The sequence below is a fragment of the Streptomyces sp. R44 genome (assembly GCF_041053105.1).
Classification (GTDB): domain Bacteria; phylum Actinomycetota; class Actinomycetes; order Streptomycetales; family Streptomycetaceae; genus Streptomyces.
Map to the genome: position 1 here is coordinate 4,445,265 of NZ_CP163444.1, position 25,136 is coordinate 4,470,400.

Below are 25,136 nucleotides of genomic sequence, written 5' to 3' on the forward strand. Positions count from 1 at the left end.
GACGTACGGGAGTCACGTACGGGGAAGGGCCCCCGCCGGTCGGTCGGCGGGGGCCCTTCGTCTCCAAACTACGCGGGCGTCAGCCCTTCAGCGCGGCCATCCACGCCTCGACCTCTTCGGCGCGCCGTGGCAGCGCGTCCGAGAGGTTCCGGTTGCCGTCCTCCGTGACGAGGATGTCGTCCTCGATCCGGACGCCGATGCCGCGGTACTCCTCCGGCACGGTCAGGTCGTCGGCCTGGAAGTAGAGACCGGGCTCGACGGTCAGGCACATGCCCGGCTCCAGGGTGGTGTCCACGTACTTCTCGGTGCGCGCGGCGGCGCAGTCGTGGACGTCCATGCCGAGCATGTGGCCGGTGCCGTGCAGGGTCCAGCGGCGCTGGAGGCCGAGCTCAAGGACGCGCTCGACCGGGCCCTCGACGAGGCCCCACTCGACGAGCTTCTCGGCGAGGACGCGCTGGGCGGCGTCGTGGAAGTCGCGGTAGGCGGCACCGGGCTTCACCGCGGCGATGCCGGCCTCCTGCGCCTCGTACACGGCGTCGTAGATCTTGCGCTGGATCTCGGTGTACCGGCCGTTGATCGGCAGGGTGCGCGTGATGTCGGCGGTGTAGAGCTCGGTGGTCTCCACGCCGGCGTCGAGCAGCAGCAGGTCGCCGGAGCGGACCGGGCCGTCGTTGCGGACCCAGTGCAGGGTGCAGGCGTGCGGGCCGGCGGCGGCGATGGAGCCGTAGCCGATGTCGTTGCCCTCGACGCGGGCGCGCAGGAAGAACGTGCCCTCGATGTAGCGCTCGCTGGTGGCCTCGGCCTTGTCGAGGACCTTGACGACGTCCTCGAAGCCGCGGGCGGTGGAGGCGCAGGCCTTCTCCAGCTCGGCGATCTCGAAGTCGTCCTTCACGAGGCGGGCCTCGGAGAGGAAGATCCGCAGTTCCTCGTCGCGCTCGGCGGTGACCTTGTCGGTCAGCGCGGCCTCGATGCCGGCGTCGTGGCCGCGGACGGCGCGGACGGGGCCGGTGGCCTCCTTGAGGGCGTCGGCGAGCTCGCGCACGTCCTTGGCCGGGACGCCGAGGAGCCGCTCGGCCTCGGTGAGGGAGTGGCGGCGGCCGACCCACAGCTCGCCCTGGCCGTCGAGCCAGAACTCGCCGTTCTCGCGGTTGGAGCGCGGCAGCAGGTAGATCGTGGCCTCGTGGCCGTCGGCGGTGGGCTCAAGGACGAGGACGCCGTCCTGGGTCTGGTCGCCGGTGAGGTACGCGTACTCGGTGGAGGCGCGGAAGGCGTACTCGGTGTCGTTCGACCGGGTCTTCAGGTTCCCCGCGGGGATCACCAGGCGCTCGCCCGGGAAGCGGGCGGAGAGCGCGGCGCGGCGGGCGGCGGTCCTGTCGGCCTGCGCGATCGGCGCGAGGTCGTGCAGTTCGGTGTCGGCCCAGCCGGACTTCATGTTCTCGGCGAGCTCGTCGGACACGCCCGGGTAGAGGCCGTTCTTCCGCTGCTTGATCGCCTGCTCTTCGGTCTCGGTCTCTTCCGGGGTCTCCGGGGTGAGCTCCTCGGCCACGGGTCTGCCTCCTCTTGGTACGACACTGAACCCCCACCATCGTACGGTCGTGCGGAAGGGGGCCCAGGGCCGGAAGACCCATTACCGGAGTGTCACATTCCGGTCACTCGAAGCGTGCTCACTCGAAGCGTGCTCACCCGCGGCCCGGTCGGTCGCGGCCCGCTCACTCGAAGCGCGCCGCCAGCAGGACCACGTCCTCGCCGTCCACGGCCGGGTCCAGGCCCTCGGGGAGCAGGGTCCGCAGGACGTGGTCGGCGACCGCGCCCGGGTCGCCCCGGTCGGCCTTCGGCACGCTCGCGGCGGCCGCGTGGAGCCGCGCGAAGGCCCGGTCCATGGCGTCGCCGGTACGGCGCAGCAGCCCGTCCGTGTAGAGAAGCACCGTTTCTCCGGGTGCCGGGGACAGCTCGACGCTCGGCGCCTCCCAGCAGGAGAGCATCCCGAGCGGGGCCGAGAGCGAGGTCTCGACGAACTCGGTGCGGCGGTCGCCGACGACCAGCGGCGGGGCGTGCCCGGCACCGGCGAGGACGATCCGGCGCTGTGCCGGTTCCGCGTACGCGAAGAGGGCGGTCGCCGAGCGGGCGGGTTCGGTGAGCCGGAGCAGGAGCTCCAGGTCGGAGAGGACGGCGACGGGGTCCTCGCCCTCCATCACCGCGTACGCCCGCAGGGAGGCGCGCAGCCGCCCCATGGCGGCGAGCGCGCTGGGGCCGGTGCCGGAGACGGAGCCGACGGACAGGCCGAGGGCGCCGTCGGGCAGCGGCAGCGCGTCGTACCAGTCGCCGCCGCCCATCGGGCCGGTGCGGTGACGGGCGGCGAGCTGGACGCCGGGGACGCGGGGGAGGCGGCTGGGGAGCAGTTCCTCGGCGACGGTGGTGACCTGGACGCGGGCGCGCTCGACCTGGAGGAGCCGGGCGAGCTGCTCGGTGGCGGAGCGGCCGTAGAGCCCGATGAGGTGGCGCTGCCGGTCGGTGGGTTCGGCGGGCTCGTCGTAGAGCCAGACGACCGCGCCGAGCCGGCCGGCCTCCTCGGTGGCGAGCGGGAGGGCGTAGCTGGCGGCGTAGCCGAGGCGGGCGGCGACCTCGCGGTGGCGCGGGTCGAGGCCCTCCTCCGTCCGGACGTCGCGGATGGCGATCGGATCGGGGACGCGCTCCGGGTGCCCGGGATCGGGCAGGCCGTCGAGGAGGCGGCCGTAGCTGGTGGCACCGCGCGGGACGGTCTCGATGGTGCCGAGGTCGGAGTGGGCGAGGCCGAGGCCGATGGTGCTGGCGGGGCCGTGGCCGTCGGCCGGTTCGAGGACGGCCATGCCGCGACGGGCGCCGACGAGGGCGGCGCCGGCGCCGAGCACCTCGCGGAGGGCCTCGTCGAGGGAGGCGGTCCTGATGAGGCGCTCGGTGAGTTCGTGGAGGGTGGTGAGGTCGGAGACCCAGGAGGCGAGCCGGTCCTGGATCAGGGCTCCGGGTGGGAGGGCCGTGTCGGCGGGACCCGCGGCCGCCGGGACCCCGGGGAGGGGCGCCGTAGTGTGCGGGGGCCCCGGAACAGTGGAATCGATTCCAGCCACTTTCGGCAGGTGTGGGGCGCTCATGTCAGTCGGCTTTCCGACCGGTGCGTTTGACGCCATAGCATCGCAAACCCCCATGTCATCCTGAGCCGCTCGATGCATCCACATGTACACGCACAAGAGGAACGATGTCCAGCATTGTCCCCACGGGACTTGTGGTGTCCGTGAGCTTGCGCGCAAGGGTTGAAGTACGCGGGAACTTGGCTGAAAATTGCCCCCGGTGTGCACCTTTTGCGGTCGACTGGCGTCGTTTGAAAGCGCGTCATTCCAAGCGTGCTGGGTACGTAATCGGTGACAGGCAGGGGCAGTTGACACCGCCCCGGAACGTGACGCGGAACCCCGGCGTCTTTCCCGCCGCAGGCCGCAACCCGCCACCGAGTGGCGGGGAACGTGTTCTGACCCGCTCCGGCTCTGACCTGGCTCCACCCGGCTCCCCCGGGATCCAACCGGCACCGGCCCGGTCCGCACCGCCCCTCGGTGGTCCGGCACCCCGCCGACCCGGCACGCGCTGATACGCACGGTGAAGAGATCTGCACATGGTGTGATGTGGATTCGGCGTTCAACGGAAAGGAACGAGCGCTCATGCGCGAGATCCTCGGAAGGCGACGCAGGCTCCGGTTCCGGCGCAAGGAGAGGACCGCCCGGCTCGACGCGGCGGTCGCCTTCGCGGTCGAGTGGAACTGGCCCGTCCTGCCGGGCGCGAGCCTGAGAACGACGACCCGTACGGCGGCGGGCGGGGGCCTGAGGCCGGCGACCCGTACCGGCGCGGGGGCGGCCACGGGCGCCGCCTGCTCCTGTCCCGACCCCGACTGCGTGGTGCCCGGCGCGCACCCCTACGACCCCGGACTGCTCGCGGCCACCACGGACGAGCGCATGATCCGCTGGTGGTGGACCCGGCGCCCGGACGCCCCGGTGGTCCTCGCCACGGGCGGCCGCGCGCCCTGCGCGGTCAGCCTCCCCGCGGTGGCGGGGGCGCGGGCCCTCGCCGCGCTCGACGCGACGGGGATGCGGCTCGGCCCCGTGGTGGCGACGCCGACCCGGTGGTCGATCCTCGTGGCCCCGTACAGCCTCGAACGGCTCGGCGAGCTGCTGTACGCGAAGGACAGCGTGCCCAGCTCGCTCCGGTTCCACGGCGAGGGCGGCTACCTGCTCCTCCCGCCCTCGGTCGCGGGCACCGGACAGGTCCGCTGGGAGCGGGCCCCGCTCGCCGGCTCGGCCCGGCCGTGGCTGCCCGACGTCGAGGCGGTGGTCGACGCCCTGGTCGAGGCGAGCACGAGCGCGCCGGGCGGCGGAAGCCGACTGGCGTACTGAGCCGGGACCGCACGCGTTCACCCGAACGGGTGTGTCCTGGTCCGACTTGCACGGGAAACGGGCGCGCGGCCGACCGGGCGCCCGGATCCCGCCGCTATGTTCACCCCACCGTCCAAGATCTCAGGAGCAGGTGGTGGGTCCCATGAGCCCGGTGAACCTCCGCGTGGTCGGACTCGGGACCGCCGTCACGGTCGCCGTCCTGCTGCCCCTCGTCGCCACGGCACGGCCGACGGGCGATCCCGTACGGCCGGCCGGCGCGAGCGCCGGGGGCGACGCGAAGCCGGGGGACCTGCTGAGGGGGCTCGGCCTGGGACCCCGTACACCGATGTCCACCGCCCCCGCAACCGCTCCCGTGGTCCCGGCGGCTCCCGCGGCTCCCGAGCGCGTCACGCATTGTGGGCCGGAACTCGCCTCTCCCGAGGGGGCCGAGGCGCAGACCTGTGTCCTGGGCGAAGGCCCCGACGTCTGGGCGCGCACGTACTACCGGAACGCCACCGGCCGCCGGCTCGACGCGTTTCTGACCCTCATGGGCCCCGGCGGACGGACCGTGCAAGTGGACTGCCCGGTCCCGGCGCAGGACGAACCGGGAACCTGTGAAACACCGAGGGAGCGCGCTCGGGGCGCGGTCACGGCCTATACGGCGGTCGCGGAATTCGCCGGATCCGGCGAGGGCGGCAGTACTCCGCTGCTGCTCCGCGCGGGAAGCAACACGGCGGACGGCGAAGGAAGTTGAACGTCGCATGCCCCGGCCCTGCCGGGAGCGGACATGGAAAGGCCCGGTCGCTGGCGACGGGGGATGCACCAGCGACCGGGCTTCAAGAACGGTAACAAGAGATCTGCTGTTCGCAAATTCGATCTCGGTTATTCGGACAGGGATTTGTCCGTCCGAAGACCCGCCTTGTGGCGGAAGTCACCGACTGGTCGGTCTGTCAGTCACCGATACCACCTGGGGTATCAGCTGAGAGTCACCTGACGGTTGGTGAGACCGCCGCGCGCCCGGCGCTCCTCCGCCGTCAGCGGGGCGTCCGAGGCGAGCGCCTCGGCCAGCCGCTCGGCGAACTCGGCCGCCGGCTTCTCGCAGTCCTCGGCCGTCATCGACGTCGGCAGGTCCCACACCGGCACCATCAGGCCGTGGGCCCGGAAGGAGCCGACCAGCCGCGTGTCCGCGCCGAGCGAGGTGCCCTCGCCGGCCTGGAGACGGGCGAGCGCGTCGAGGAGCTTCTCCTCCGCGTGGGGCATGACCCAGCGCAGGTGGTTCTTGTCCGGGGTCTCGCACCAGTACGCCGAGTCGACGCCCGTCAGCTTCACGGTCGGGATCGCGGCCGCGTTGGCCCGCTCCAGGGAGGCGGCGACCTCCGGGTCCGCGCCGTCCGTGGACTGCGGGATCCAGAACTCGAAGCCCGAGTGGACCTCCGGCACGAACGGGGAGTCCGCGTCGAGGAGCTCCTGGAGGCGGGGGCCCTCGGCCGGCACGCGGCGCGCGGGGACGGGGGTGCCCGGCTCCGCCTCCAGGGCGCGCTGGAGGGTGTCCGCGAGGTCGCGGGCCAGGTCGCCGGAGGTGGAGTCGTTCTGCAGGGCGAGCAGGACGGAGCCGTCGTCGCGGCGGAGCGCCGGCCACGCCATCGGCAGCACGGTCGCGAGCGTCACGGACGGCACGCCCTCGGGCAGCCCGCCCTTCAGGGTGAGCGGCACGGTCGCGGCCGGCACGAGCTCGCGCAGCGCGACCCAGTCGCACTCGCCGGGCAGCCCCTCGAAGGGGCGCTGGACGAGCTCGGTCACGGCGTGCGCGGCGGCCCGGCCGTGACACGCCTTGTAGCGGCGGCCCGAACCGCACGGGCACGGCTCGCGCGCGCCGACGACCGGGATCTCCCCGCTCGTGACCTGTGCCTGGCCGGCCTTGCCGGCCTTCGTCTGGGGGCGCTTCTTGGCCATGGTGTGGCTTTCTCCCGATCGCGGCTGTGCTCTGAGTGCGGTGCTGTACCGGGCGCGAGCCTAGCCGCACCGGCCGCCGGGGCCGCTCAGGCGGGGCGGCGGCCCGGTGCCGGCGGGGGCGTACGAACGTCCGCGCGCCCCGGTGCGGGAGGGGCGTAACGGGTGCCACGGGTACGGCCGGATCGGGGCTGTCGTACGGGTGCCACGGGTACGCCCGGATCGGAGGTGTTGTACGGGTGCCACGGGTACGCCCGGATCGGGGCTGTCGTACGGGTCGGGCGGGTCTTCCCCGGACGCCCGGGTACGGCGTACCCCGGCGCCCGCCTTCCCCCGCCGTCAGTCCAGATCGTCGTACGCGTCCAGGAAATCGAGGCCCGGGCCGCCTCCGACGCGTGCCGCGAAGTCCTCGCGCCGGTGTCCCTCGGTGACCACGACCCAGACGGTGACCTCGCCGGTCGCGCTGTCCCGTACGCCCCAGTCCTGGGCGAGCGCCCCGATGATGTTCAGCCCGCGGCCGCCCCGTGCGGTGACCGAGGGCGTCGACGGAACGGGCCGTGTGGGACCACCGCCGTCCGTCACCTCGACCCGCAGGCCGCCCGCAGGGTCGACCCGCCAGGCCGCCCGTACATCGCCTTCGCCCCGCTCCGCGTGGCCCAGCGGCCTGCCGTACCGACAGGCATTGCTGAGCAGCTCCGAAAGGATCAGTACCGCGTCGTCGACGACCGATTCGGCCACCCCGCTGCGGAACAGCTCGTCCCGCAGCCGGTGTCGCGCCTCACCCACGCCCGCAGGGCCATGGGGTACGGCCATGCTCGACGACGTGGGCACCTCCTGTGCCACCACCAACGCCACCCCCGAGACCTCCTTTGCCCCACGCCACCGTGTGGATGCCCCAATGGCCTGGACCGGAAACCGGCCAATCCACGTGTGATGAGGCACTCGTGACGATCGCGTACGCACGGAACGCGCCGGTGCACACCCTGTAAGGCCTGTTATCCCCTGTGACGGACGGGAAAAGTGGGACGCGGGAGGCGTTTCGGACCCGGCCCGGAGGTCAGTCGCGGCCCAGCTGGGCGAGCACCTGCTTCGGGCGGTTGGTGATGATCGCGTCCACGCCCAGGCGCTCGCAGAGCTCGACGTCCTCGGCCTCGTCCACCGTCCAGACGTGCACCTGGTGGCCGGCCTTCTGGAGCCGCAGGATCACCGCGGGATTGTGCCGGACGATCCGGATCGACGGGCCCGCGATGCGCGCGCCCGCGGGGAGCCGCCCGTCGCGCAGCCGGGGCGAGACGAACTGGGCGAGCGAGACCGTGGGCAGCGTCGGCGCTGCGGCGGCGATCCGGTGCAGGGAACGGGCCGAGAAGCTCATGACGCGTACGGGCGAATCGGCGGGGGACGCGGGCGCGTCCAGGCCGAAGCGCTTGAGGAGCTGGAGCAGCCGCTCCTCGACCTGGCCCGCCCAGCGGGTGGGGTGCTTGGTCTCGATGGCCAGCTCGACCCGGCGCCCGGCGTCGGAGACCAGCTCCAGGAGCCGCTCCAGGGTGAGGACGGAGGTGGATCCGGGGTCTCCCCAGTCGGGGATCTCGCCGGAGTCGTCCCGGCCCTTCCAGGTCCCGAAGTCGAGGGCGGCGAGATCGGCGAGTTCGAGCGCGGACACGGCGCCGCGGCCGTTGGAGGTGCGGTCGACGCGCCGGTCGTGGACGCAGACGAGGTGGCCGTCGGCGGTGAGCCGGACATCGCACTCCAGGGCGTCGGCGCCGTCCTCGATGGCCTTCACATAGGCGGCCAGGGTGTGTTCCGGTGCGTCCTCGGATGCTCCGCGGTGGGCGACGACCTGGAGGGGGACGCGGTTCGGGTGCTGCCGTGCGTGAGTCACCGCGTCATGGTGCCATTGGCGGGGTGGCGCGGGCACCCCGAACCTGTCCGTTCTGTCCGTATATAAAGGATGGGGGGTGAACGCACAGCTCCGCCTTACAGCGGCCTGACGTCCTGTGGGAAAAGCTGGTGCAGCACCCCGGAGCCACCTAGGTAACCGCGCCGTCGACGAGGAGAGCGAGCTGTGAGCACCGAGAACGAGGGCACGCCGGACCCGGCGGAGCAGGCTGCCCCGTCCGCCCCTCCGACGCCTCCCGTACCCCCGAAGGACGCGCCGCAGGAGGCGCCCCAGCCGGCCTCTGCGCCCCAGCCGGCCTCTGCGGCCCAGCCGACCCCCGCACCTCAGCCGGTCTCGCAGGCGGACGAGCCGACGACGGTCCAGGCCCCTGTTCCGGCCGCGCCCCCCGCCCCGGAGCCGCCCGCCGCCGTGGCCCCCGCCCCCGCCCCCGCCGGTGGCTGGCCGCCGCCCCCGCCGGCCGTCCCGGCCTGGGGCACCCCGCATCCCCCCGTACCCGAGGCGCCGCGCAGACGGACCGGCGGCCTCGTGGCGGCCGTGCTCGTCGCCTCGCTCGTCGCGGGCGGCATCGGCGGCGGCATCGGCTACTGGGCGGCCGAGCGCGGCGACAACGGCTTCAGCTCGACCACGGTCTCCTCCGGCCAGGCCCCCGCGTCCTTCAAGCGCGACCCGGGGACGGTCGCGGCGGTCGCGGCGAAGGCCCTGCCGAGCGTGGTCACCATCCAGGCCAAGTCCGGAGCCCAGGAGGGCGAGGGCGGCACGGGCACGGGCTTCGTCTACGACCAGGAAGGCCACATCGTCACCAACAACCACGTGGTGGCGTCGGCGGCGGACGGCGGCACGCTGTCCGTGACCTTCTCGGACGGCAAGACGTACGACGCGGAGGTCGTCGGCCGGGCCGAGGGCTACGACGTGGCGGTCCTGAAGCTGAAGGACGCCCCGAAGGGCCTGACGCCGCTGCCGCTCGGGGACTCCGACAAGGTGGCGGTCGGCGACTCGACGATCGCGATCGGCGCGCCCTTCGGCCTGTCCAACACCGTCACGACGGGCATCGTCAGCGCCAAGAACCGCCCGGTCGCCTCGGGCGACGGCTCCGGCGGCAGCAACTCGTACATGAGCGCGCTGCAGACGGACGCCTCGATCAACCCGGGCAACTCCGGCGGACCGCTGCTCGACGCGAGCGGTGCGGTGATCGGCATCAACTCGGCCATCCAGTCGACCAGCGGCGGCTTCGGCCAGTCCCAGGCCGGCTCGATCGGCCTCGGCTTCGCGATCCCGGTCAACCAGGCGAAGAACGTGGCCCAGCAGCTGATCAGGACGGGCAAGCCGGTGTACCCGGTGATCGGCGCGACCGTGAACATGAACGAGAAGGGCCAGGGCGCGACCATCGCCTCCCAGGGCACGGGCGGCACGGCCTCGGTCACGCCCGACGGCCCGGCGGCCAAGGCCGGGCTGAAGGCCGGCGACGTGATCACGGGCTTCGACGACCACCAGATCGACAGCGGCCCGACCCTCATCAGCGAGATCTGGACGCACAAGCCGGGCGACTCGGTGAAGATCACCTACGAGCGCGACGGCAAGACCGCGACGGCCACGGTCGTCCTCGGCGAACGCACCGGCGACAGCTGACACCCGGTGTCCGGGGCTGAGGGGGTACGGCGATGCCGTACCCCCTTTTCCCCGACGTGCCGTTCGTCGTCGGATGACCCCGCGGCCGGCCTGTGGTCGGGGCTTCCATGACGGGGGTGGTCAGCCGGTAGGCTGTAGCCGCTCCGCGCCAGGTGAGGCGGGGCGAGGGTGGGTTGCCCGAGCGGCCTAAGGGAACGGTCTTGAAAACCGTCGTGGCAGCGATGTCACCGTGGGTTCAAATCCCACACCCACCGCAAGGTGAAACGGCCCCTGACCAGGTAGATCGGTCAGGGGCCGTTCTCGTGCCCGCTGCACGTGGGTTCGGCGCAGCCGGGTAGGGACTCGGGGAAGCGGCGTGGCGCCGCAGCGGCTGAGAGGAACGGGCGCACATCCGCGTGTGGAGCCGTAGACGGAAGGCCGCGATCTATAGGTTGGGCGGGTGCACCGCCTTTTCCGATGGCCTCGCAGATCCGACCACACTCGGTCGGCATCGCGGGCGGACCATGCAGGAGCCGTCTACGGATCGCTCCTTGCGGCTTCGGTGATCGCCACGGCCAGCGCGGTCGGTGACTTCCCGCGCGTTCAACTCATCGTTCTGCTTCTCGTGACGGGCGCGGTCTTCTGGGCGGCCCATGTCTATGCGCATCTCGCCGGCGAACGACTGGTCGGTCTGCCCGTCGGCTGGCCCGAGGTCCGACGGGCCGGACGGCGCGAGTTGCCCATCATCGAGGCGGCCGTGCTGCCGGCGGCGGCCTTGGCGGTGAGCCCACTCCTGGGGCTCGGGCCGAGCGGCGCGGGGTGGCTCGCACTGTCGGTCGCGGCGGCACAGCAGTTCTCCTGGGCCCTGTTCGGAGCCCTGAACGCCGGTGCATCCCGCACCCAGGCGGTCATCGAGGGCCTGGTCAACCTGGTCTTCGTCCTGCTCATCGTGGCGGCGAAGGGGGCCCTCGCGCACTGACGGGGTCCGACCGGGGCCACGCCTGACCGCTACCGGCAGCGCCCGGGGGAGCGCTCGTGGAGTCTCTGCGTGGCGTGTGCGCTGGTCACAAGGGGTGCTCCTGACGAGGAGCGCCTCTGCGGATGCGGTTCCGGCGGTGCGCCGCGATGCTGGAGGGGCTGGAACAGCGGCTAGGAGGCCAGGATGTCTGTGCTGGACAAGCTCAAGGGAATGCTCAAGGGCCACGAGGACCAGACCTCCCGGGGCATCGACAAGGCCGGCGACATGGTCGACGAGAGAACGCAGGGCAAGCACGCGAAGCACGTCGACACGGCCCAGGAGAAGCTCAAGGAGCAGCTCGGAGGCCAGGGGCAGGACGCGCCGCCGCCGCAGCAGTGACCGCACATGTCAGGAGGGGTGCCCCGGGTCTTCCCGGGGCACCCCTTCCGGTTTCCGGGTCCGTTTTTCGGTGGCCGGCGGGGGCCCGGGGCCGCTTGAATCCGGCGATCGGAGACGGACGGCTTCAGGAAGGGCCCTTCTCGTGGTGCGCATCGTGCTGGTCCAGGGAGACATCACCGCCGAGGCGGCGGACGCGGTGGTCAACGCCGCGAACTCCTCTCTGCTCGGGGGCGGCGGGGTCGACGGGGCCATCCACCGCAAGGGTGGTCCGGAGATCCTCGCCGCCTGCCAGGAGCTGCGCCGCTCGCACTACGGCAAGGGCCTGCCGACCGGGCAGGCCGTGGCGACCACGGCGGGGCGGCTGCCCGCCCGGCATGTGATCCACACGGTCGGGCCGGTCTGGTCGCGGGACGAGGACCGCTCGGAGCTGCTGGCCTCCTGCTACCGCGAATCGCTGCGGGTCGCCGACGAGTCGGGGGACCGTACGGTCGCGTTCCCGGCCATCTCGACCGGGATCTACGGCTGGCCGATGGCGGACGGCGCCCGGATCGCGGTGGAGACGGTGCGGGCGGCCCGTACGGAGGTCGAGGAGGTCCGCTTCGTGCTCTTCGACGCGGTGGCGTACGGGGCGTTCGAAGCGGCCTTGGGAGAGGCCTCGTAGCGTCGAACACCTTGTCCCTGTTGGATTTTCTCTTCGATTTCTGCGGGGTGGGGACGCGCCGTGGCGTCCTTCCGGGAGAAGGATCGGCGGAAAATCTGCCGGAACGCTTCCTCCCTTGCCGCGCACCGGCCCTGCCGCCCCCGCACCGCGCGCGGGCCCCTCCACCCGTGTGAGCTGGGACTTTCTTCGTACTGCCGGGGTTTATCGGCTTGTCCTCACGCTTGCGGGGGAATCGGCCGCTCCGGGGTGGTTCGCCGGGGATTCGGTGGGCAACTCTGGATTCGCGACGTCGAGCACGACGACCGAGGCGGTCGGCCAACTGCCTTGGACATGGCCGTACTTCAGAGCAGTTCCATAGAGCAGTTCCGTGCACCAGCAGCAGCTTTCAGTTCCCGGAGGAACAGACATGGCAAGCATCCGTACCGCCCGCATCCTCGCCGCCGCCGCCGCCCTGCCCCTCGCCGCCGCGCTCTTCACCGGGGTGGCCCAGGCCGACAACGGAGGTTTCGCGGACGACGGATCGAACACGAGCGTCGCCACGATCATCGGCAGCGGCGTGGGCGGGGCCAACCTCGGCAACTCGACCACGACGCAGCAGGTCGCGACCGGTTCCGGTGCCTCCAACCAGAACAACACCGCGAGCGTGAACGGCTCCGCCTTCACGCACATCGACCAGGACAACAACGTGGTGAACTTCCACCCGTGGTGGTGACCGGCAGTGCGGACTCCGGCCCGACGGGGGGCGTGACCGTGGTGTGAACGACGGCCTGTGCGCCGGTACTTCGGTACCGGCGGGCGGGCCGTCGCGTTTTTGCGCGCGGGCGCGTGCGCGGCCCGGGGGCGTCCTCGACCTTGACAGGCGCACGGAATCTGACGGACAGTCAGAAACCTCAGTCGTCCCACCGGGAGGCCGTCGCCGTGCACCTCGCCCCGACCGAGCGGCAGCTGCGGCTGCGCGCCGAACTCCGCGCGTACTTCAGGGACCTGATGCCCGACGGCCCACCGCCCGCCACCGACACGGCCGCCCAGCGGCGGCTGCTGCGCCGGATCGGCGCCGACGGGCTGCTCGGTCTCGGCTGGCCCGAGGAGTACGGAGGGCAGGGCCGCGGCCCCGACGAGCAGTTCGTCTTCTTCGACGAGGCGTACCGCGCCGGCGCCCCCGTCTCGATGGTCACCCTCAACACCGTCGGACCCACGCTCATGGCGTACGGGACCGAGGAGCAGAAGGCCTTCTTCCTGCCCCGGATCCTGCGCGGCGAGGCCGTCTTCGCCATCGGCTACAGCGAGCCCGAGGCCGGGACCGACCTCGCCTCCCTGCGCACCCGGGCCGTGCGCGACGGGGACTCCTGGCGCATCGACGGGCAGAAGATCTTCACCTCGAACGCCCAGAACGCCGACTGGATCTGGCTCGCCTGCCGCACCGACCCCGACGCGGCCCCGCACCGCGGCATCTCCATCGTCCTCGTCCCCACCGACTCCCCCGGCTTCTCCTGGACCCCGATCGAGACGGTGGGCGGGCTGACGACGACCGCCACGTACTACGACGGGATACGGGTCCCCGCCGGCAACCTCGTCGGGCCCGAGCACGGCGGCTGGGGCCTCATCACCAGCCAGCTCAACCACGAACGGGTCGCGCTGGCCGCGATCGGCATGCAGGCCGAGGACTTCTTCGCGGCCGTCCTCGACCGGGCGCGTACCCCCGATCCGGTGACGGGCAGGCGTCGCATCGACGAGCCGTGGATCCGGATCCGGGCCGCCGAAGCGCATGCCCGGCTGGCCGCGACACGCCTTCTGAACTGGCGCCTGGTCGGTGACGTGGGGGCCGGCCGGCTGGCCCCGGGGGACGCGAGCGGCGTGAAGTTCGCGGGCACCGAATCGGCGGTGGAGGTGTACCGCATCTGTCAGGAGATCGCGGGCGGGCCGGGAACGGTGCGAGCGGGATCGCCGGGGGAGTTCGACGGCGGTGAGCTGGAGCGCATGAACCGGGCCGCGCAGATCAACACCTTCGGGGGAGGAGTGAGCGAGGTGCAGCGCGAGATCGTCGCGAGGATGCGGCTCGGCATGAAGGCGAGGGGCAGGCGATGAGCGGTACGGAGCGGACGGCGGAGGACGCGCTGTACGAGCGCCTCGCCGCGTACGAGGGCCGGCCCGCCGCCGTCGGGGGCACCGGGAAGGACCCGGTCAACCTGCCCATGATCAGGCACTGGTGCGAGGCGATGGGGGACACCCACCCCGCCTACGCGGGGCCGGACGCCGTCGCGCCCCCCACCATGCTCCAGGCGTGGACGATGGGCGGACTCTCCGGGCACACGGACCGGTCGGCGGCGTACGAGGAGCTGTTCGCCCTCCTCGACGGCGCCGGATACACCTCGGTCGTCGCGACCGACTGCGAGCAGGAGTACCTGCGGCCGCTCCGCCCGGGCGAGGAGATCGGCTTCGACACCGTCATCGAGTCCGTGTCGGCGCGCAAGACCACGAAGCTCGGCACCGGGTACTTCGTGACGACGCGGACGGACGTCCGCGCGGACGGCGAACTCGCGGGCACCCACCGCTTCCGCATCCTCAAGTACGCGCCCGCCGGCCGGCCGTCCCGGGAGCCGCGGAAGCCCCCGGCCCGGCGGCCCAGGCCCGTGGTCAACCGGGACAACGCCGGCTTCTGGGAGGGCGTGGCCGCGCACCGGCTGCTGATCCAGCGCTGCGGCGACTGCGCGAGCCTGCGCCTCCCCTGGCTGCCCGGGTGCGCCGACTGCGGCTCGCGGGAGTGGGACACGGTCGAGGCGAGCGGGGCCGGGACGGTCTTCTCGTACGTGGTGATGCACCACCCGTCCTTCCCGGCTTTCGATCCCCCTTACGCAGTGGGACTGATCGAACTCGCCGAGGGCGTACGCATGATCAGCAACGTGGTGGGCGTGCCGTACGACAAGGTGCGGATCGGAATGCCGGTGCGGCTCGAGTTCCAGCGGGTCGACGAGGAGCTGGAGCTTCCCGTCTTCCGCGCGGGAGGGGAGGACTGACATGGACTTCACCCCCACCGAGGAGCAGGAGGCCGCCCGGGAGCTCGCCGGGCGGATCTTCGCCGACCTCGCGACCCACGAGCGGCTCCGGGCAGCCGGTACCGGCACGGACGCCGAGCTCTGGAAGGCGCTCTGCGCGGCCGGACTCCCCGGCGCCGTCGAGGAGACCGGCCTGCTCGGCCTGGTCCTCCTCCTGGAGGAGCAGGGCCGCAGGACGGCGCAGGTGCCGTTCGCCGCGAGCTGTGCGTACGGGATCCTCGCCGTCGGCCGGCACGGTACGGAGGAGCAGCGCGCCCGGCTCCTGCCCGGCCTCCGCGACGGGACGACGGTGATGACGGGGGCGCTCCCGGCACCGGGCACGGTCACGTCGGGTCCAGGGGGACTGAGCGGCGTCGTCGACTGGGTGCCGTGGCTCAGGGACGCCACCCACGTCCTCGTACCGGACGAGGACCGCGCCCTGTGGCTGGTCCGCGCCGAGGACGCGGCCGCCGTCGAGGCCGTCGAGCTCACCGCGCCCTGGGCCGCCGCCCGGCTCGTCCTCGACGGGACACCGGGGGAGCGGCTCGGCGGCACCGGGGCCCACGACGACGTGCTCGCCGCCGCGCGGACCGCCTTCGCCGGGCTCCAGGTCGGAGTGTGCGCCGGGTCCCTCGCGAGGGCCGTGGAGTACACCTCCGTACGGGAGCAGTTCGGGCGGCCGCTCTCGACCCACCAGGCGGTGCAACTGCGGGCCGCCGACGCCCATATGGACACCGAGGCCATCCGGGTCACCGCCTACGAGGCCGCCTGGCGCTTCGACGAGGGGCTCGACGCCACCGGGGCGGCGCTCACCGCGGCCTGGTGGGCCTCCGAGGCGGGCAAGCGGGTCGTGCACGCCGGACAGCATCTGCACGGCGGGATGGGCGCGGACCTCGACCACCCCGTCCACCGGCACTTCCTGTGGGGCCGGCAGCTCGACGCCTACCTGGGCTGCGGCACCGAACTCCTCGCCGAACTCGGCGACCTGCTCGCGGAGGGGGACCTGTCATGAGCCCGGTGAAGCCCGGTGACGCACTGCCGCCGCTGCGGATCCCGATCACCCGCACCCTGATCGTCGCCGGGGCCCTCGCCTCACGCGACTACCAGGACGTGCACCACGACGCCGAGCTGGCCCGCGAGAAGGGCTCTCCGGACATCTTCATGAACATCCTCACGACCAACGGGCTCGTCGGCCGGTACGTCACCGACCACTTCGGTCCCCGGTCCGTCCTCCGCGGAGTCGCCATCCGCCTCGGCGCCCCCAACCACCCCGGAGACACCATGGTCCTGACCGGGACCGTCACCGAGGTGGACGGGGACACGGCGCGCGTCCGGGTCGTCGGCGCCAACGGGCTCGGACACCACGTCACCGGCACGGTCACCGTGGAGGTGACCCGATGAGCGTCCGCGGCAGGGACACGCTCGGCGGGCGGGCCGCCGTCGTCGGCATCGGGGCGACCGAGTTCTCCAAGGACTCGGGCCGCAGCGAACTCTCCCTCGCCGTCGAGGCCGTGCGCGCGGCCCTCGACGACGCCGGGCTCACCCCCGCCGACGTCGACGGCCTGGTCACCTTCACCATGGACACCAACCCCGAGATCACCGTCGCCCAGGCGTCCGGCATCGGCGAGCTGTCCTTCTTCTCCCGCGTCCACTACGGAGGCGGCGCCGCCTGCGCCACCGTGCAGCAGGCCGCGCTCGCCGTCGCCGCCGGGGTCGCCGAGGTCGTCGTCTGCTACCGGGCGTTCAACGAGCGCTCGGGGCGCCGCTTCGGCTCCGGGGTCACGCAGCGCGAGCCCTCCGCCGAGGGCGCCGCGCTCGGCTGGCAGCTGCCCTTCGGGCTGCTCACCCCGGCCTCCTGGGTCGCCATGGCCGCCCAGCGGTACCTGCACACCTACGGGCTGACCCCGGACGCCTTCGGGCACGTGGCGGTGACGGACCGGCGGTACGCGGCGACCAACCCCGCCGCGTACTTCCACGGGAAGCCGATCACCCTCGCCGACCACGCCGCCTCGCGCTGGATCGTCGAGCCGCTCCGGCTCCTCGACTGCTGCCAGGAGACCGACGGCGGCCAGGCGATCGTCGTCACCTCCGTCGAGCGCGCCCGCGACCTGCCGCGCCCGCCCGCCGTGATCCTCGCCGCGGCCCAGGGCGCCGGCCGGAAACAGGAGGCCATGACCAGCTTCTACCGGGACGAGCTGACCGGGCTGCCGGAGATGGGGGTGGTGGCCCGGCAGCTCTGGCGGACGTCCGGGCTCGCGCCCTCCGACATCGACGTGGGCATCCTCTACGACCACTTCACCCCGTTCGTGCTGATGCAGCTGGAGGAGTTCGGCTTCTGCGGGCCGGGGGAGGCCGCCGACTTCGTCGCGGCCGACGCGCTCCCGCTGAACACCCACGGGGGGCAGCTCGGCGAGGCCTACCTCCACGGGATGAACGGGATAGCGGAGGCGGTGCGGCAGATCCGCGGCACCTCGGTGAACCAGACACCCGGCGCGGCCCGGACCCTGGTCACGGCGGGCACGGGGGTTCCCACGTCCGGGTTGATCCTGGGCACGGACGGCTGAGGCGACGGCCTGAGCGGTGGCCGGGCGGGGCGGGTGGATCTTCACTCGCGCCATGAGCACTCGTACGCCGCCCGCATCCGAAGCCGCCCCCACGCACGTCCCGGCCCCGCCGTCGGTACCGGTCCGCCCACGCTCCACGCCGCCTCCCGGGGCGCGGACCGTGATCGCGGCGGTGCTGGTGGCGCTGGCCGGGACGACCCTCCTCCACACCCCGCCCGCGGCCACGGCGAGAGCGGAACGCCCACCCGCAACGACGACACCCGACACCACCGCGGTCCTCGCCGCCCCCGGGCCCGAGGCCGGCAGGGGCTCCGCCACCGCGCCGCGCGCCCTCGCCGCTCAGGCCGCTCCCGGCGCGCCCGCCCCGGCGGCTCCCGCGGCCCCCGCCCTGGCCGGCGCGCCCGTGCGGTTCGCGGGCAAGGCGTTCGACACCTGTGAGGCGCCGTCCCTCACCGTGATGAAGGCCTGGCGGGGGTCGCCGTACGGGGCCGTCGGGATCTACTTCGGCGGGCGCGGGCGGGGCTGCCCCGTACAGAAGGAGCTGACCCCCGCCTGGGTCGCCTCCGCCCACGCCATGGGCTGGCGGCTGCTGCCGCTCTTCGTCGGCTCCCAGGCCCCGTGCGTGGACTCCCTCGCCAAGCGCCGCTTCGCCATCGGCAGCGCGCCCGCGACCCAGGGCACCAAGGAGGGCGGCGACGCGGTACGGGCCGCGAAGGCCCTCGGGATCGGTACGAGCAGCCCGCTCTACCTCGACATCGAGGCCTACCGGCGGGGCGACGCGAGCTGCGCCGCGACCACCCTCGCCTTCGTCCGCGCCTGGAACCGGGAGGTGCGGCGGCTCGGCTACCTCCCCGGCTTCTACAGCAGCGCCGACACGGGGGTGCGGGACATGGAGACGCAGCGGAGGGCGGGGACGAAGGACCTGCCGGACGTGATGTGGTTCGCGCGCTGGCGGGGCCAGCCGGCGCTGCTCACCGAGTCGGTGCTGCACCCGGACGCCTGGACGCCGCACGCCCGGATCCACCAGTACGCGGGGAACGTCACCGAGACGTACGGCGGGCGCACCCTCGCGATCGACCGCAACGCGATGGACGCACCGGTCGCCCGCGTCACCGCCCCCGCCAGGTTCACCACCCGCGTCCCCGTCCCCCTGTCCTTCGTCGCGGGTGGACGCCCCTGAGGAGGACCGCCGCGCCCGGTGACCCTGCCGGGGAGGGCCTTCGACGCCCCTGACCCTGAGCCGGGTGACCCCGGGCCTCCACCCAGAGGAGGTGGAGCCATCCCCACCCCTACAACCTGAGGCGGACGGCGGGTCGGGACCTGGGGCCGATCCGCCGGGTCCCGTGCCCTCCTAGCGTGGAGTCATGACTCCGCCACCCTCTGGCCCCGTCTGCGCCGGTGCCTCGCAGTACGCGTCGTACCCGACCTTCACCTCGTACGTGCGGGCGCGTGGACCCGTGCTCCTGCGCACCGCGCGCTCCCTCACCGCCAACCCCTCGGACGCGGAGGACCTCCTCCAGACCGCGCTCGCCAAGACCTTCATGGCCTGGGAGCGCATCGAGGACCACCGCGCCCTGGACGGCTACGTCCGCCGCGCGCTGCTGAACACCCGTACGTCGCAGTGGCGCAAGCGCAAGGTCGACGAGTTCGCCTGCGAGGAGCTGCCCGAGCCCGCCGGTCTCCCGGAGCCGGACCCGGCCGAGCGGCAGGTGCTGCACGACGCGATGTGGCGCGCGATCCTGAAGCTGCCGGAGCGGCAGCGCCAGATGGTGGTCCTGCGGTACTACGAGGACCTCAGCGAGGCCCAGACGGCCGAGGTGCTCGGGGTGTCGGTCGGCACGGTCAAGAGCGCGGTGTCCCGGGCGCTCGGCAAGCTCCGCGAGGACCCGGAGCTGACGCCCGTACGGTAGCCGCGGAAGGACGACAGACCACTTCCGCCAGTAATCACTGGCAATTTACGTACTCTCGGGTAGTGACATACCGCGCGGTACGTGCGCAGAATCTCCACACCCCATCTGCCCACGTAGCGCCCACCGGGAGGACGCCCCGTGTACAGCACCATGCAGGACGTACAACTGACCGTGAGCCGCATCCTCCAGCACGGGATGACCATCCACGGAAAGTCCACCATCACCACCTGGACGGGCGAGCCCGAGCCGCAGCGCCGCACGTTCGCGGAGGCCGGAACACGCGCGCACCAGCTGGCCCACGCCCTGCGCGACGAACTCGGGGTCACCGGCGACGAGCGCGTCGCCACCCTCATGTGGAACAACTCGGAGCACGTCGAGGCCTACTTCGCGATCCCCTCCATGGGCGCGGTCCTCCACACGCTCAACCTCCGCCTGCCCCCCGAGCAGCTGGTGTGGATCGTCAACCACGCCGCCGACCGGGTCGTGCTCGTCAACGGCTCGCTGCTCCCCCTCCTCGCCCCGCTGCTCCCGCACCTGCCGACGGTCGAGCACGTCGTCGTCGCGGGCCCGGGCGACCGCTCCCTCCTCGACGGCGCCGCCCCGCGCGTCCACGAGTACGAGGAGCTGATCGCCGGCCGCCCGACCTCGTACGACTGGCCCGAGCTCGACGAGCGCACGGCCGCCGCCATGTGCTACACCTCCGGCACCACCGGAGACCCGAAGGGCGTCGTCTACTCGCACCGCTCGATCTACCTGCACTCCATGCAGGTGAACATGACCGAGTCGATGGGCCTCACCGACAAGGACACGACCCTGGTCGTCGTCCCGCAGTTCCACGTCAACGCCTGGGGCCTGCCGCACGCCACCTTCATGACCGGCATCAACATGCTCATGCCGGACCGTTTCCTCCAGCCGGCCCCGCTCGCCGACATGATCGAGCGCGAGAGGCCGACCCACGCGGCCGCCGTCCCCACCATCTGGCAGGGCCTGCTCGCCGAGGTCACCGCGAACCCCCGCGACCTCTCCTCGATGACCCAGGTCACCATCGGCGGCGCCGCCTGTCCGCCCTCCCTCATGGAGGCGTACGACCGGCTCGGCGTCCGCCTCTGCCACGCCTGGGGCATGACCGAGACCTCCCCGCTCGGCACGATGGCCCACCCGCCGCACGGCCTCACCCCGGAGGAGGAGTGGCCGTACCGGGTCACGCAGGGCCGCTTCCCCGCCGGTGTCGAGGCGCGCCTCGTCGGCCCCGGCGGCGAACGCCTCCCCTGGGACGGCGAGTCGGCGGGCGAGCTGGAGGTGCGCGGCACCTGGATCGCGGGCGCGTACTACAACGGCGTCGACGGCGAACCGCTCCGCCCCGAGGACAAGTTCAGCGAGGACGGCTGGCTCAAGACCGGCGACGTCGGCGTCATCAGCCCGGACGGCTTCCTGACCCTCACCGACCGCGCCAAGGACGTCATCAAGTCGGGCGGCGAGTGGATCTCCAGCGTCGAGCTCGAGAACGCCCTCATGGCCCACCCGGAGGTCGCCGAGGCCGCCGTGGTCGCGGTGCCGGACGAGAAGTGGGGCGAGCGTCCGCTGGCCACCGTCGTCCTCAAGGAGGGCGCGACGGCGGACTACGAGACGCTGAAGGCCTTCCTCGCCGACGAGGGCGGCGTCGCCAAGTGGCAGCTGCCGGAGCGGTGGGCGATCGTGCAGGCGGTGCCGAAGACGAGCGTCGGCAAGTTCGACAAGAAGGTCATCCGCAAGCAGTACGCGGAGGGCGAGCTGGACGTCACTCGGCTCTGATGCACCGAGGCCGGCACCAACTCGCCCGAGGGGGCTAGTTGGTGCCGATCTTCGCGAGCAGGTCGACGATCCGCGCCTGCACCTCGGCGCTGTTCGAGCGCTCGGCGAGGAACAGGACCGTCTCGCCGGACTCCAGCTTCGGCAGCTCCTCCTCGACCAGGTCGGCCGAGGTGTAGACGACGAGCGGAGTGCGGTTCAACTGGCCGTTCGCGCGCAGCCAGTCGATGATCCCGGCCCGGCGTCGGCGCACCTGCATCAGGTCCATCACCACCAGGTTCGGCCGGGTCTGGGTGGCCAGCATGACCGCCTCGGTGTCCGTCTCCGCCTGCGCGACCTGCATCCCGCGCCGCTCCAGGGTGGCCGCGAGCGCCTCCGCGATCGTCTCGTTCTCCTCGATCAGCAGGACCCGCGAGGGGTGCTGCTCGCTGTCGCGGGGCGCGAGCGCCTTGAGGAGTACGGCCGGATCGGCGCCGTACGCCGCCTCCCGCGTCGCCTGCCCGAGCCCGGCCGCGAGCAGCACCGGCACCTCGGCGGCGACGGCCGCCTGACGCAGCGACTGCAGGGCCGTACGGGTGATGGGCCCGGTCAGCGGGTCGACGAAGAGCGCGGCCGGGAAGGCGGCGATCTGCGCGTCGACCTCCTCGCGGGAGTGCACGATCACCGGCCGGTAGCCGCGGTCGCTCAGCGCCTGCTGGGTGGTGACGTCGGGCGCGGGCCAGACGAGCAGCCGGCGCGGGTTGTCGAGGGGCTCCGGGGGCAGCTCGTCGTCGACGGGACGCGGGGCGGGCCGGTTGGCGACCTCGACCGCGCCGCCGGGACCGTCGAGCGGCTCGGGCCCCTCGGCGGAGCCCTCGGCGGGCGCTCCTATGGCGTACGCGCGGCCCTCGGCCGGGGTGTCGTGCGGCGAGGGGGCCGGGGCGGTCGGCTGCGGATGCGGCCGGGCCTCGACCGCCGCGGCCGGCGGGTCGAGCTCGGGCGGAGTGGCGAGCCTGCGCCGCCGCCCGGAGCCGTGGGAAGGCCCGGCGGGCGCGGCCGGAGCGGGCGCCGGGGCCGGGGCCGGCGGGACGAACGGAACGCCCTGCCCGAGGGTACGGACGCTGAACGCCCGCCCCTGGGTCGAGTCCTTCGACACGGCCGCCGGCATCGGCAGCTCGGGAGGCAGCGGTACGGAACCGGTGCCGGAACCCGTGTTGTTCTGCGGCACGGGCTGGGGCGCGGACTGGGGCGTCGGCCGCGACGCGACCTCCGGCTGCGGGACCGCCACGGCCCGGCGCCGCCCGGTCGGCTCGACCGGGGACGCGGCCTGCGGATGGGCCTGCGGATGGGCCTGCGGGTGGGCCTGCGGCGGCGTGTGGCCGTCGCCCGGGACACCTCGTACGGCCTCGTGCTGTCCCTCGTCGGAGACGGGCAGCGGACCGGGCACGGCCGTCCCGGGATCACGGTCGGCATCGGCGGGCGGCAGCGCGAACGGCGTACGGGGCCCGGCCTCGGCCGCGGCGGCCCGCTCCTGCGCGGCGGCCAGCGCGCGCCGACGGCGCCCGCTCGGCTGCGCCGGAGCCTCTTCGGAGGCGACGGCTGGCAGGGCGCGGGCCAGGGCGGGAGCCCCGTTCGGCTCGACGGCGACGCCCTGCGGCGGCACGGCGGCGCCGAGCGCGGCACGCCCCTGCGCGCCCTCGGCGGCCGTCACGACGGAGCCTTCGGCGGGCCGGCCCCGACGGCGCCCGGTGGGCTCGACGGGGGCGTCGACGGCGGCGTTCTGCTGGGCGGGGATCAGCTCGGCGGCCTCTCCCGTACGGGCACGGCGACGCCCGCTCGGCTCGGCACCGCCCGGCACCTCGCCCTCGGGCGCGACGGCACTCTCCAGGAAGGCATCGGTGGACCCCCGCCGAGCCCGCCGCCGCCCGCCACCGGAGGCCTCGGGGGCGGGGTCGAGGGCGATGGCGGCACCGGGGGTCCCACCGGGAGCGACGACGGATGCCGAGTCGGCGGGGACATGCCCGGAGCCCGGAACGGGACCGGAGGAGGCACCGGGAACGGGCACAGCACCGGAGACAGGCACCGGACCGGAGACGGAGGCCGGGACGGGGCCGGCGGCGAGGCCGAGCCCAGCGGCCGTGCCCATGGCCGTCGCCGTGCCTGCCCCCGTGTCCGTCCCCGAGGCCGTCCCCAGGTCCGTCCCCGTGTCCGTTCCCGGGGTCAGGCCCGGGTTCGGGCCCCGGTCATGGCCCGGGTTCGGGCCCGAGGCCTGGGCCGGGAGGGCGAGGGCCTCGCGGCCGCCGGAGGGTGCGTCGTTCCGCGGCGGAGAGGGGACCGTGCCCCGGCCCGCGCCGAGCGGCACCTCGAGGACGTACGCGCCGCCGCTCGTCCCCGGTACCTCGTGGGTCTGCACGACGCCGCCGTGCGCCGCCACGATGCCGCGCACGACGGGCCCGTGCACGGGGTCGCCGCCCGCGTACGGGCCGCGGACCTCGATCCGTACGACGTCACCGCGCTGGGCGGCCGCGACGACGATCGTGGAGTCGCTCGGGGTCCGCTCGGCCTTGCTCTTGCCGGTCGCGTCGACGCCGGCGACGTCGGCGACGAGATGGGCGAGCGCGGTCGTCAGGCGGGCCGCGTCGACCTCGGCCTCGATGGGCGGCGCGTGCACGGCGAACTGGGCGCGGCCGGGCCCGATGAGCTCGACGGCGCCGTCGATGCCGCCGGCCACGATCCCGTCGAGCAGCACCACGGCCTTGTCGAGCTCCTCGGCACCGGCGTCGAGGCGCTGGTAGCCGAGGACGTTGTCGACGAGGGCCGTCATCCGGGCGTACCCGGCGGCGAGGTGGTGCAGGACCTGGTTGGCCTCGGGCCACAGTTGCCCGGCGTCGTCGGCGGCGAGGGTGCCCAGCTGGGTGCGGAGCTCGTCCAGGGGGCCGCGCAGCGACTCGGCGAGGACGGCGGTCAGCTGCTCGTGGCGGGCGGCGAGGGAGGCGTACTTCTCCGCCTGGGTCTCGCGCTCGGCGGCGTGCCGCTCGGCCCGGTCGGCGAGCTCCGTCGCGTGCCGCTCGGCGAGCTGGGTGAGCTCGGCGGCGTGTTCCTCGACGAGCTGCTCGTACGGCCTGCGGTCGGTGAAGGTCATCACCGCGCCGACGAGCTGGTCCCCGTCGCGTACCGGAGCGGTCGTCAGGTCGACCGGGACCCGCTCGCCCTTCTTCGACCACAGGACCTGGCCCCGGACCCGGTGCTTGCGCCCGGACTTGAGGGTGTCGGCGAGCGGGGACTCCTCGTACGGGAAGGGCTCGCCGTCGGCGCGCTTGGCGAGGATCAGCGGGTGCAGCAGCTGGCCGCCGAGCTCGCCGGCGCGGTGGCCGAGGATCTGCGCGGCGGCGGGGTTCACGAGGACGACCCGGCCCTCGGTGTCGGTGCCGACGACGCCCTCGGCCGCGGCGCGCAGGATCATCTCGGTCTGGCGCTGCGAGCGGGCGAGTTCGGCCTCGGTGTCGAGGGTGCCGGTGAGGTCCCGCACGACGAGCATGAGCAGTTCGTCGCCGGTGTAGCCGCCGTACGAGTCGTAGGCCTCGCGGCCGTCCTCCAGGCTGGCGCTGGTCACCTCGACGGCGAACTCGCTGCCGTCCGTACGGCGGGCGATCATCCTCGCGGGCTTGGTACGGCCCCGCTCGTCGGCGCCCTCGGGGCGGCGCATGGAGCCCGGGATGAGGCGCGAGTCGAAGCTCGGCAGCAGATCGAGCAGCCCGCGCCCGACGAGCGCGGTGCCGGGCGTCTCGAACATGCCGAGGGCGATCGTGTTGGCGTTGACGACCGTGCCGTTGCAGTTGACGAGCACGAGGCCGTCGGGGAGGGCGTCGAGTATGGCTGCGAGGCGAGCAGCGCCTCGGGATGGCCTGCTGCTCACGACGACGCTTCCTCCCTGACGCACTGCACGTGCTTGCCTATCGGCCGGCCGGCCCCATCTTGCCCCTCGGGCCGCAGCCTGTCACT

The 25,136-nt window shown here is 73.4% G+C and carries 21 protein-coding genes and 1 tRNA gene; 16 read left to right on the forward strand and 6 right to left on the reverse strand.

Translation table 11 applies throughout. The annotated features are described in order from the left end of the window. Window positions 1-79: 79 nt before the first annotated feature. Together AB5J54_RS20585 and AB5J54_RS20590 are read right to left on the reverse strand one after the other, a co-directional pair. Window positions 80-1,546 (reverse strand): aminopeptidase P family protein, encoded by a 1,467-nt coding sequence (locus AB5J54_RS20585; RefSeq protein ID WP_369145379.1) that lies wholly within the window; start codon window positions 1,544-1,546, stop codon window positions 80-82. Between the two features lie 163 nt (window positions 1,547-1,709). Further along, on the reverse strand, window positions 1,710-3,101 hold the full coding sequence (locus tag AB5J54_RS20590; protein ID WP_369145380.1) for a PP2C family protein-serine/threonine phosphatase: 1,392 nt from the start codon (window positions 3,099-3,101) through the stop codon (window positions 1,710-1,712). A gap of 582 nt (window positions 3,102-3,683) precedes the next feature. On the opposite strand from AB5J54_RS20590, the gene AB5J54_RS20595 reads away from it, so the two are divergent. Together AB5J54_RS20595 and AB5J54_RS20600 are read left to right on the forward strand one after the other, a co-directional pair. After that, a complete protein-coding gene (locus AB5J54_RS20595; RefSeq protein ID WP_369145381.1) occupies window positions 3,684-4,412 on the forward strand; it encodes a bifunctional DNA primase/polymerase in 729 nt (242 codons plus the stop codon). A 142-nt stretch (window positions 4,413-4,554) separates the two neighbouring features. Next, entirely contained in the window at window positions 4,555-5,145 is a 591-nt protein-coding gene (locus AB5J54_RS20600; RefSeq protein WP_369145382.1) for a hypothetical protein, read from the forward strand. A gap of 221 nt (window positions 5,146-5,366) precedes the next feature. Here the strand turns inward: AB5J54_RS20600 and AB5J54_RS20605 are convergent, their stop codons facing one another. From AB5J54_RS20605 to AB5J54_RS20615, 3 genes are all read right to left on the reverse strand, one after another. After that, a complete protein-coding gene (locus AB5J54_RS20605) occupies window positions 5,367-6,344 on the reverse strand; it encodes a DUF5926 family protein (protein WP_369145383.1) in 978 nt (325 codons plus the stop codon). A gap of 336 nt (window positions 6,345-6,680) precedes the next feature. Beyond that, window positions 6,681-7,283, reverse strand: a complete 603-nt coding sequence (locus AB5J54_RS20610; RefSeq protein ID WP_369145384.1) for an ATP-binding protein — start codon at window positions 7,281-7,283, stop codon at window positions 6,681-6,683. Between the two features lie 115 nt (window positions 7,284-7,398). After that, the gene (locus AB5J54_RS20615; protein ID WP_369145385.1) at window positions 7,399-8,220 is read right to left on the reverse strand and encodes a glycerophosphodiester phosphodiesterase; all 822 of its coding nucleotides are present in this window, start codon (window positions 8,218-8,220) and stop codon (window positions 7,399-7,401) included. 183 nt (window positions 8,221-8,403) lie between these two features. Between AB5J54_RS20615 and AB5J54_RS20620 the strand changes: the two genes are divergently transcribed. From AB5J54_RS20620 to AB5J54_RS20685, 14 genes are all read left to right on the forward strand, one after another. After that, window positions 8,404-9,864 (forward strand): S1C family serine protease, encoded by a 1,461-nt coding sequence (locus tag AB5J54_RS20620; RefSeq protein ID WP_369145386.1) that lies wholly within the window; start codon window positions 8,404-8,406, stop codon window positions 9,862-9,864. 167 nt (window positions 9,865-10,031) lie between these two features. After that, a tRNA-Ser gene (locus tag AB5J54_RS20625) sits at window positions 10,032-10,118 on the forward strand. Window positions 10,119-10,405: 287 nt separating this feature from the next. After that, complete coding sequence (locus AB5J54_RS20630; protein WP_369145387.1) at window positions 10,406-10,822, forward strand: hypothetical protein; 417 nt, start codon at window positions 10,406-10,408, stop codon at window positions 10,820-10,822. A 183-nt stretch (window positions 10,823-11,005) separates the two neighbouring features. Continuing rightward, complete coding sequence (locus AB5J54_RS20635) at window positions 11,006-11,200, forward strand: antitoxin (RefSeq protein ID WP_369145388.1); 195 nt, start codon at window positions 11,006-11,008, stop codon at window positions 11,198-11,200. Between the two features lie 142 nt (window positions 11,201-11,342). After that, complete coding sequence (locus AB5J54_RS20640; protein WP_369145389.1) at window positions 11,343-11,861, forward strand: O-acetyl-ADP-ribose deacetylase; 519 nt, start codon at window positions 11,343-11,345, stop codon at window positions 11,859-11,861. Window positions 11,862-12,267: 406 nt separating this feature from the next. After that, entirely contained in the window at window positions 12,268-12,573 is a 306-nt protein-coding gene (locus tag AB5J54_RS20645; RefSeq protein ID WP_369145390.1) for a hypothetical protein, read from the forward strand. 206 nt (window positions 12,574-12,779) lie between these two features. Further along, complete coding sequence (locus AB5J54_RS20650; protein ID WP_369145391.1) at window positions 12,780-13,946, forward strand: acyl-CoA dehydrogenase family protein; 1,167 nt, start codon at window positions 12,780-12,782, stop codon at window positions 13,944-13,946. After that, a complete protein-coding gene (locus AB5J54_RS20655) occupies window positions 13,943-14,875 on the forward strand; it encodes a bifunctional MaoC family dehydratase N-terminal/OB-fold nucleic acid binding domain-containing protein (protein ID WP_369145392.1) in 933 nt (310 codons plus the stop codon). The genes AB5J54_RS20650 and AB5J54_RS20655 overlap by 4 nt, the downstream gene beginning before the upstream one ends. 1 nt (window position 14,876) lies before the next feature. Continuing rightward, window positions 14,877-15,905 (forward strand): acyl-CoA dehydrogenase family protein, encoded by a 1,029-nt coding sequence (locus AB5J54_RS20660; protein WP_369145393.1) that lies wholly within the window; start codon window positions 14,877-14,879, stop codon window positions 15,903-15,905. A 5-nt stretch (window positions 15,906-15,910) separates the two neighbouring features. Beyond that, window positions 15,911-16,294, forward strand: a complete 384-nt coding sequence (locus tag AB5J54_RS20665) for a MaoC family dehydratase (RefSeq protein ID WP_369149411.1) — start codon at window positions 15,911-15,913, stop codon at window positions 16,292-16,294. Beyond that, window positions 16,291-17,457: a lipid-transfer protein gene (locus AB5J54_RS20670; RefSeq protein WP_369145394.1), complete on the forward strand. Its 1,167-nt coding sequence runs from the start codon at window positions 16,291-16,293 to the stop codon at window positions 17,455-17,457. Before AB5J54_RS20665 ends, AB5J54_RS20670 begins: the two co-directional genes overlap by 4 nt. A gap of 52 nt (window positions 17,458-17,509) precedes the next feature. Beyond that, on the forward strand, window positions 17,510-18,637 hold the full coding sequence (locus tag AB5J54_RS20675; RefSeq protein ID WP_369145395.1) for a DUF1906 domain-containing protein: 1,128 nt from the start codon (window positions 17,510-17,512) through the stop codon (window positions 18,635-18,637). Window positions 18,638-18,821: 184 nt separating this feature from the next. After that, window positions 18,822-19,367: a SigE family RNA polymerase sigma factor gene (locus tag AB5J54_RS20680; protein WP_369145396.1), complete on the forward strand. Its 546-nt coding sequence runs from the start codon at window positions 18,822-18,824 to the stop codon at window positions 19,365-19,367. A gap of 138 nt (window positions 19,368-19,505) precedes the next feature. Continuing rightward, the gene (locus tag AB5J54_RS20685; RefSeq protein ID WP_369145397.1) at window positions 19,506-21,158 is read left to right on the forward strand and encodes a long-chain fatty acid--CoA ligase; all 1,653 of its coding nucleotides are present in this window, start codon (window positions 19,506-19,508) and stop codon (window positions 21,156-21,158) included. Between the two features lie 34 nt (window positions 21,159-21,192). Here AB5J54_RS20685 and AB5J54_RS20690 read toward each other — a convergent pair whose 3' ends face one another. Then, window positions 21,193-25,050: a PAS domain-containing protein gene (locus AB5J54_RS20690; RefSeq protein WP_369145398.1), complete on the reverse strand. Its 3,858-nt coding sequence runs from the start codon at window positions 25,048-25,050 to the stop codon at window positions 21,193-21,195. Window positions 25,051-25,136: the final 86 nt, after the last annotated feature.

Bases quoted from the DNA above. Each gene is read 5' to 3' on its own strand.
- AB5J54_RS20595 (WP_369145381.1), top strand. From the start codon at position 3,684: ATGCGCGAGATCCTCGGAAGGCGACGCAGGCTCCGGTTCCGGCGCAAG.
- AB5J54_RS20600 (WP_369145382.1), top strand. From the start codon at position 4,555: ATGAGCCCGGTGAACCTCCGCGTGGTCGGACTCGGGACCGCCGTCACG.
- AB5J54_RS20605 (WP_369145383.1), bottom strand. From the start codon at position 6,344: ATGGCCAAGAAGCGCCCCCAGACGAAGGCCGGCAAGGCCGGCCAGGCA.
- AB5J54_RS20635 (WP_369145388.1), top strand. From the start codon at position 11,006: ATGTCTGTGCTGGACAAGCTCAAGGGAATGCTCAAGGGCCACGAGGAC.
- AB5J54_RS20645 (WP_369145390.1), top strand. From the start codon at position 12,268: ATGGCAAGCATCCGTACCGCCCGCATCCTCGCCGCCGCCGCCGCCCTG.
- AB5J54_RS20655 (WP_369145392.1), top strand. From the start codon at position 13,943: ATGAGCGGTACGGAGCGGACGGCGGAGGACGCGCTGTACGAGCGCCTC.
- AB5J54_RS20660 (WP_369145393.1), top strand. From the start codon at position 14,877: ATGGACTTCACCCCCACCGAGGAGCAGGAGGCCGCCCGGGAGCTCGCC.
- AB5J54_RS20670 (WP_369145394.1), top strand. From the start codon at position 16,291: ATGAGCGTCCGCGGCAGGGACACGCTCGGCGGGCGGGCCGCCGTCGTC.
- AB5J54_RS20675 (WP_369145395.1), top strand. From the start codon at position 17,510: ATGAGCACTCGTACGCCGCCCGCATCCGAAGCCGCCCCCACGCACGTC.
- AB5J54_RS20680 (WP_369145396.1), top strand. From the start codon at position 18,822: ATGACTCCGCCACCCTCTGGCCCCGTCTGCGCCGGTGCCTCGCAGTAC.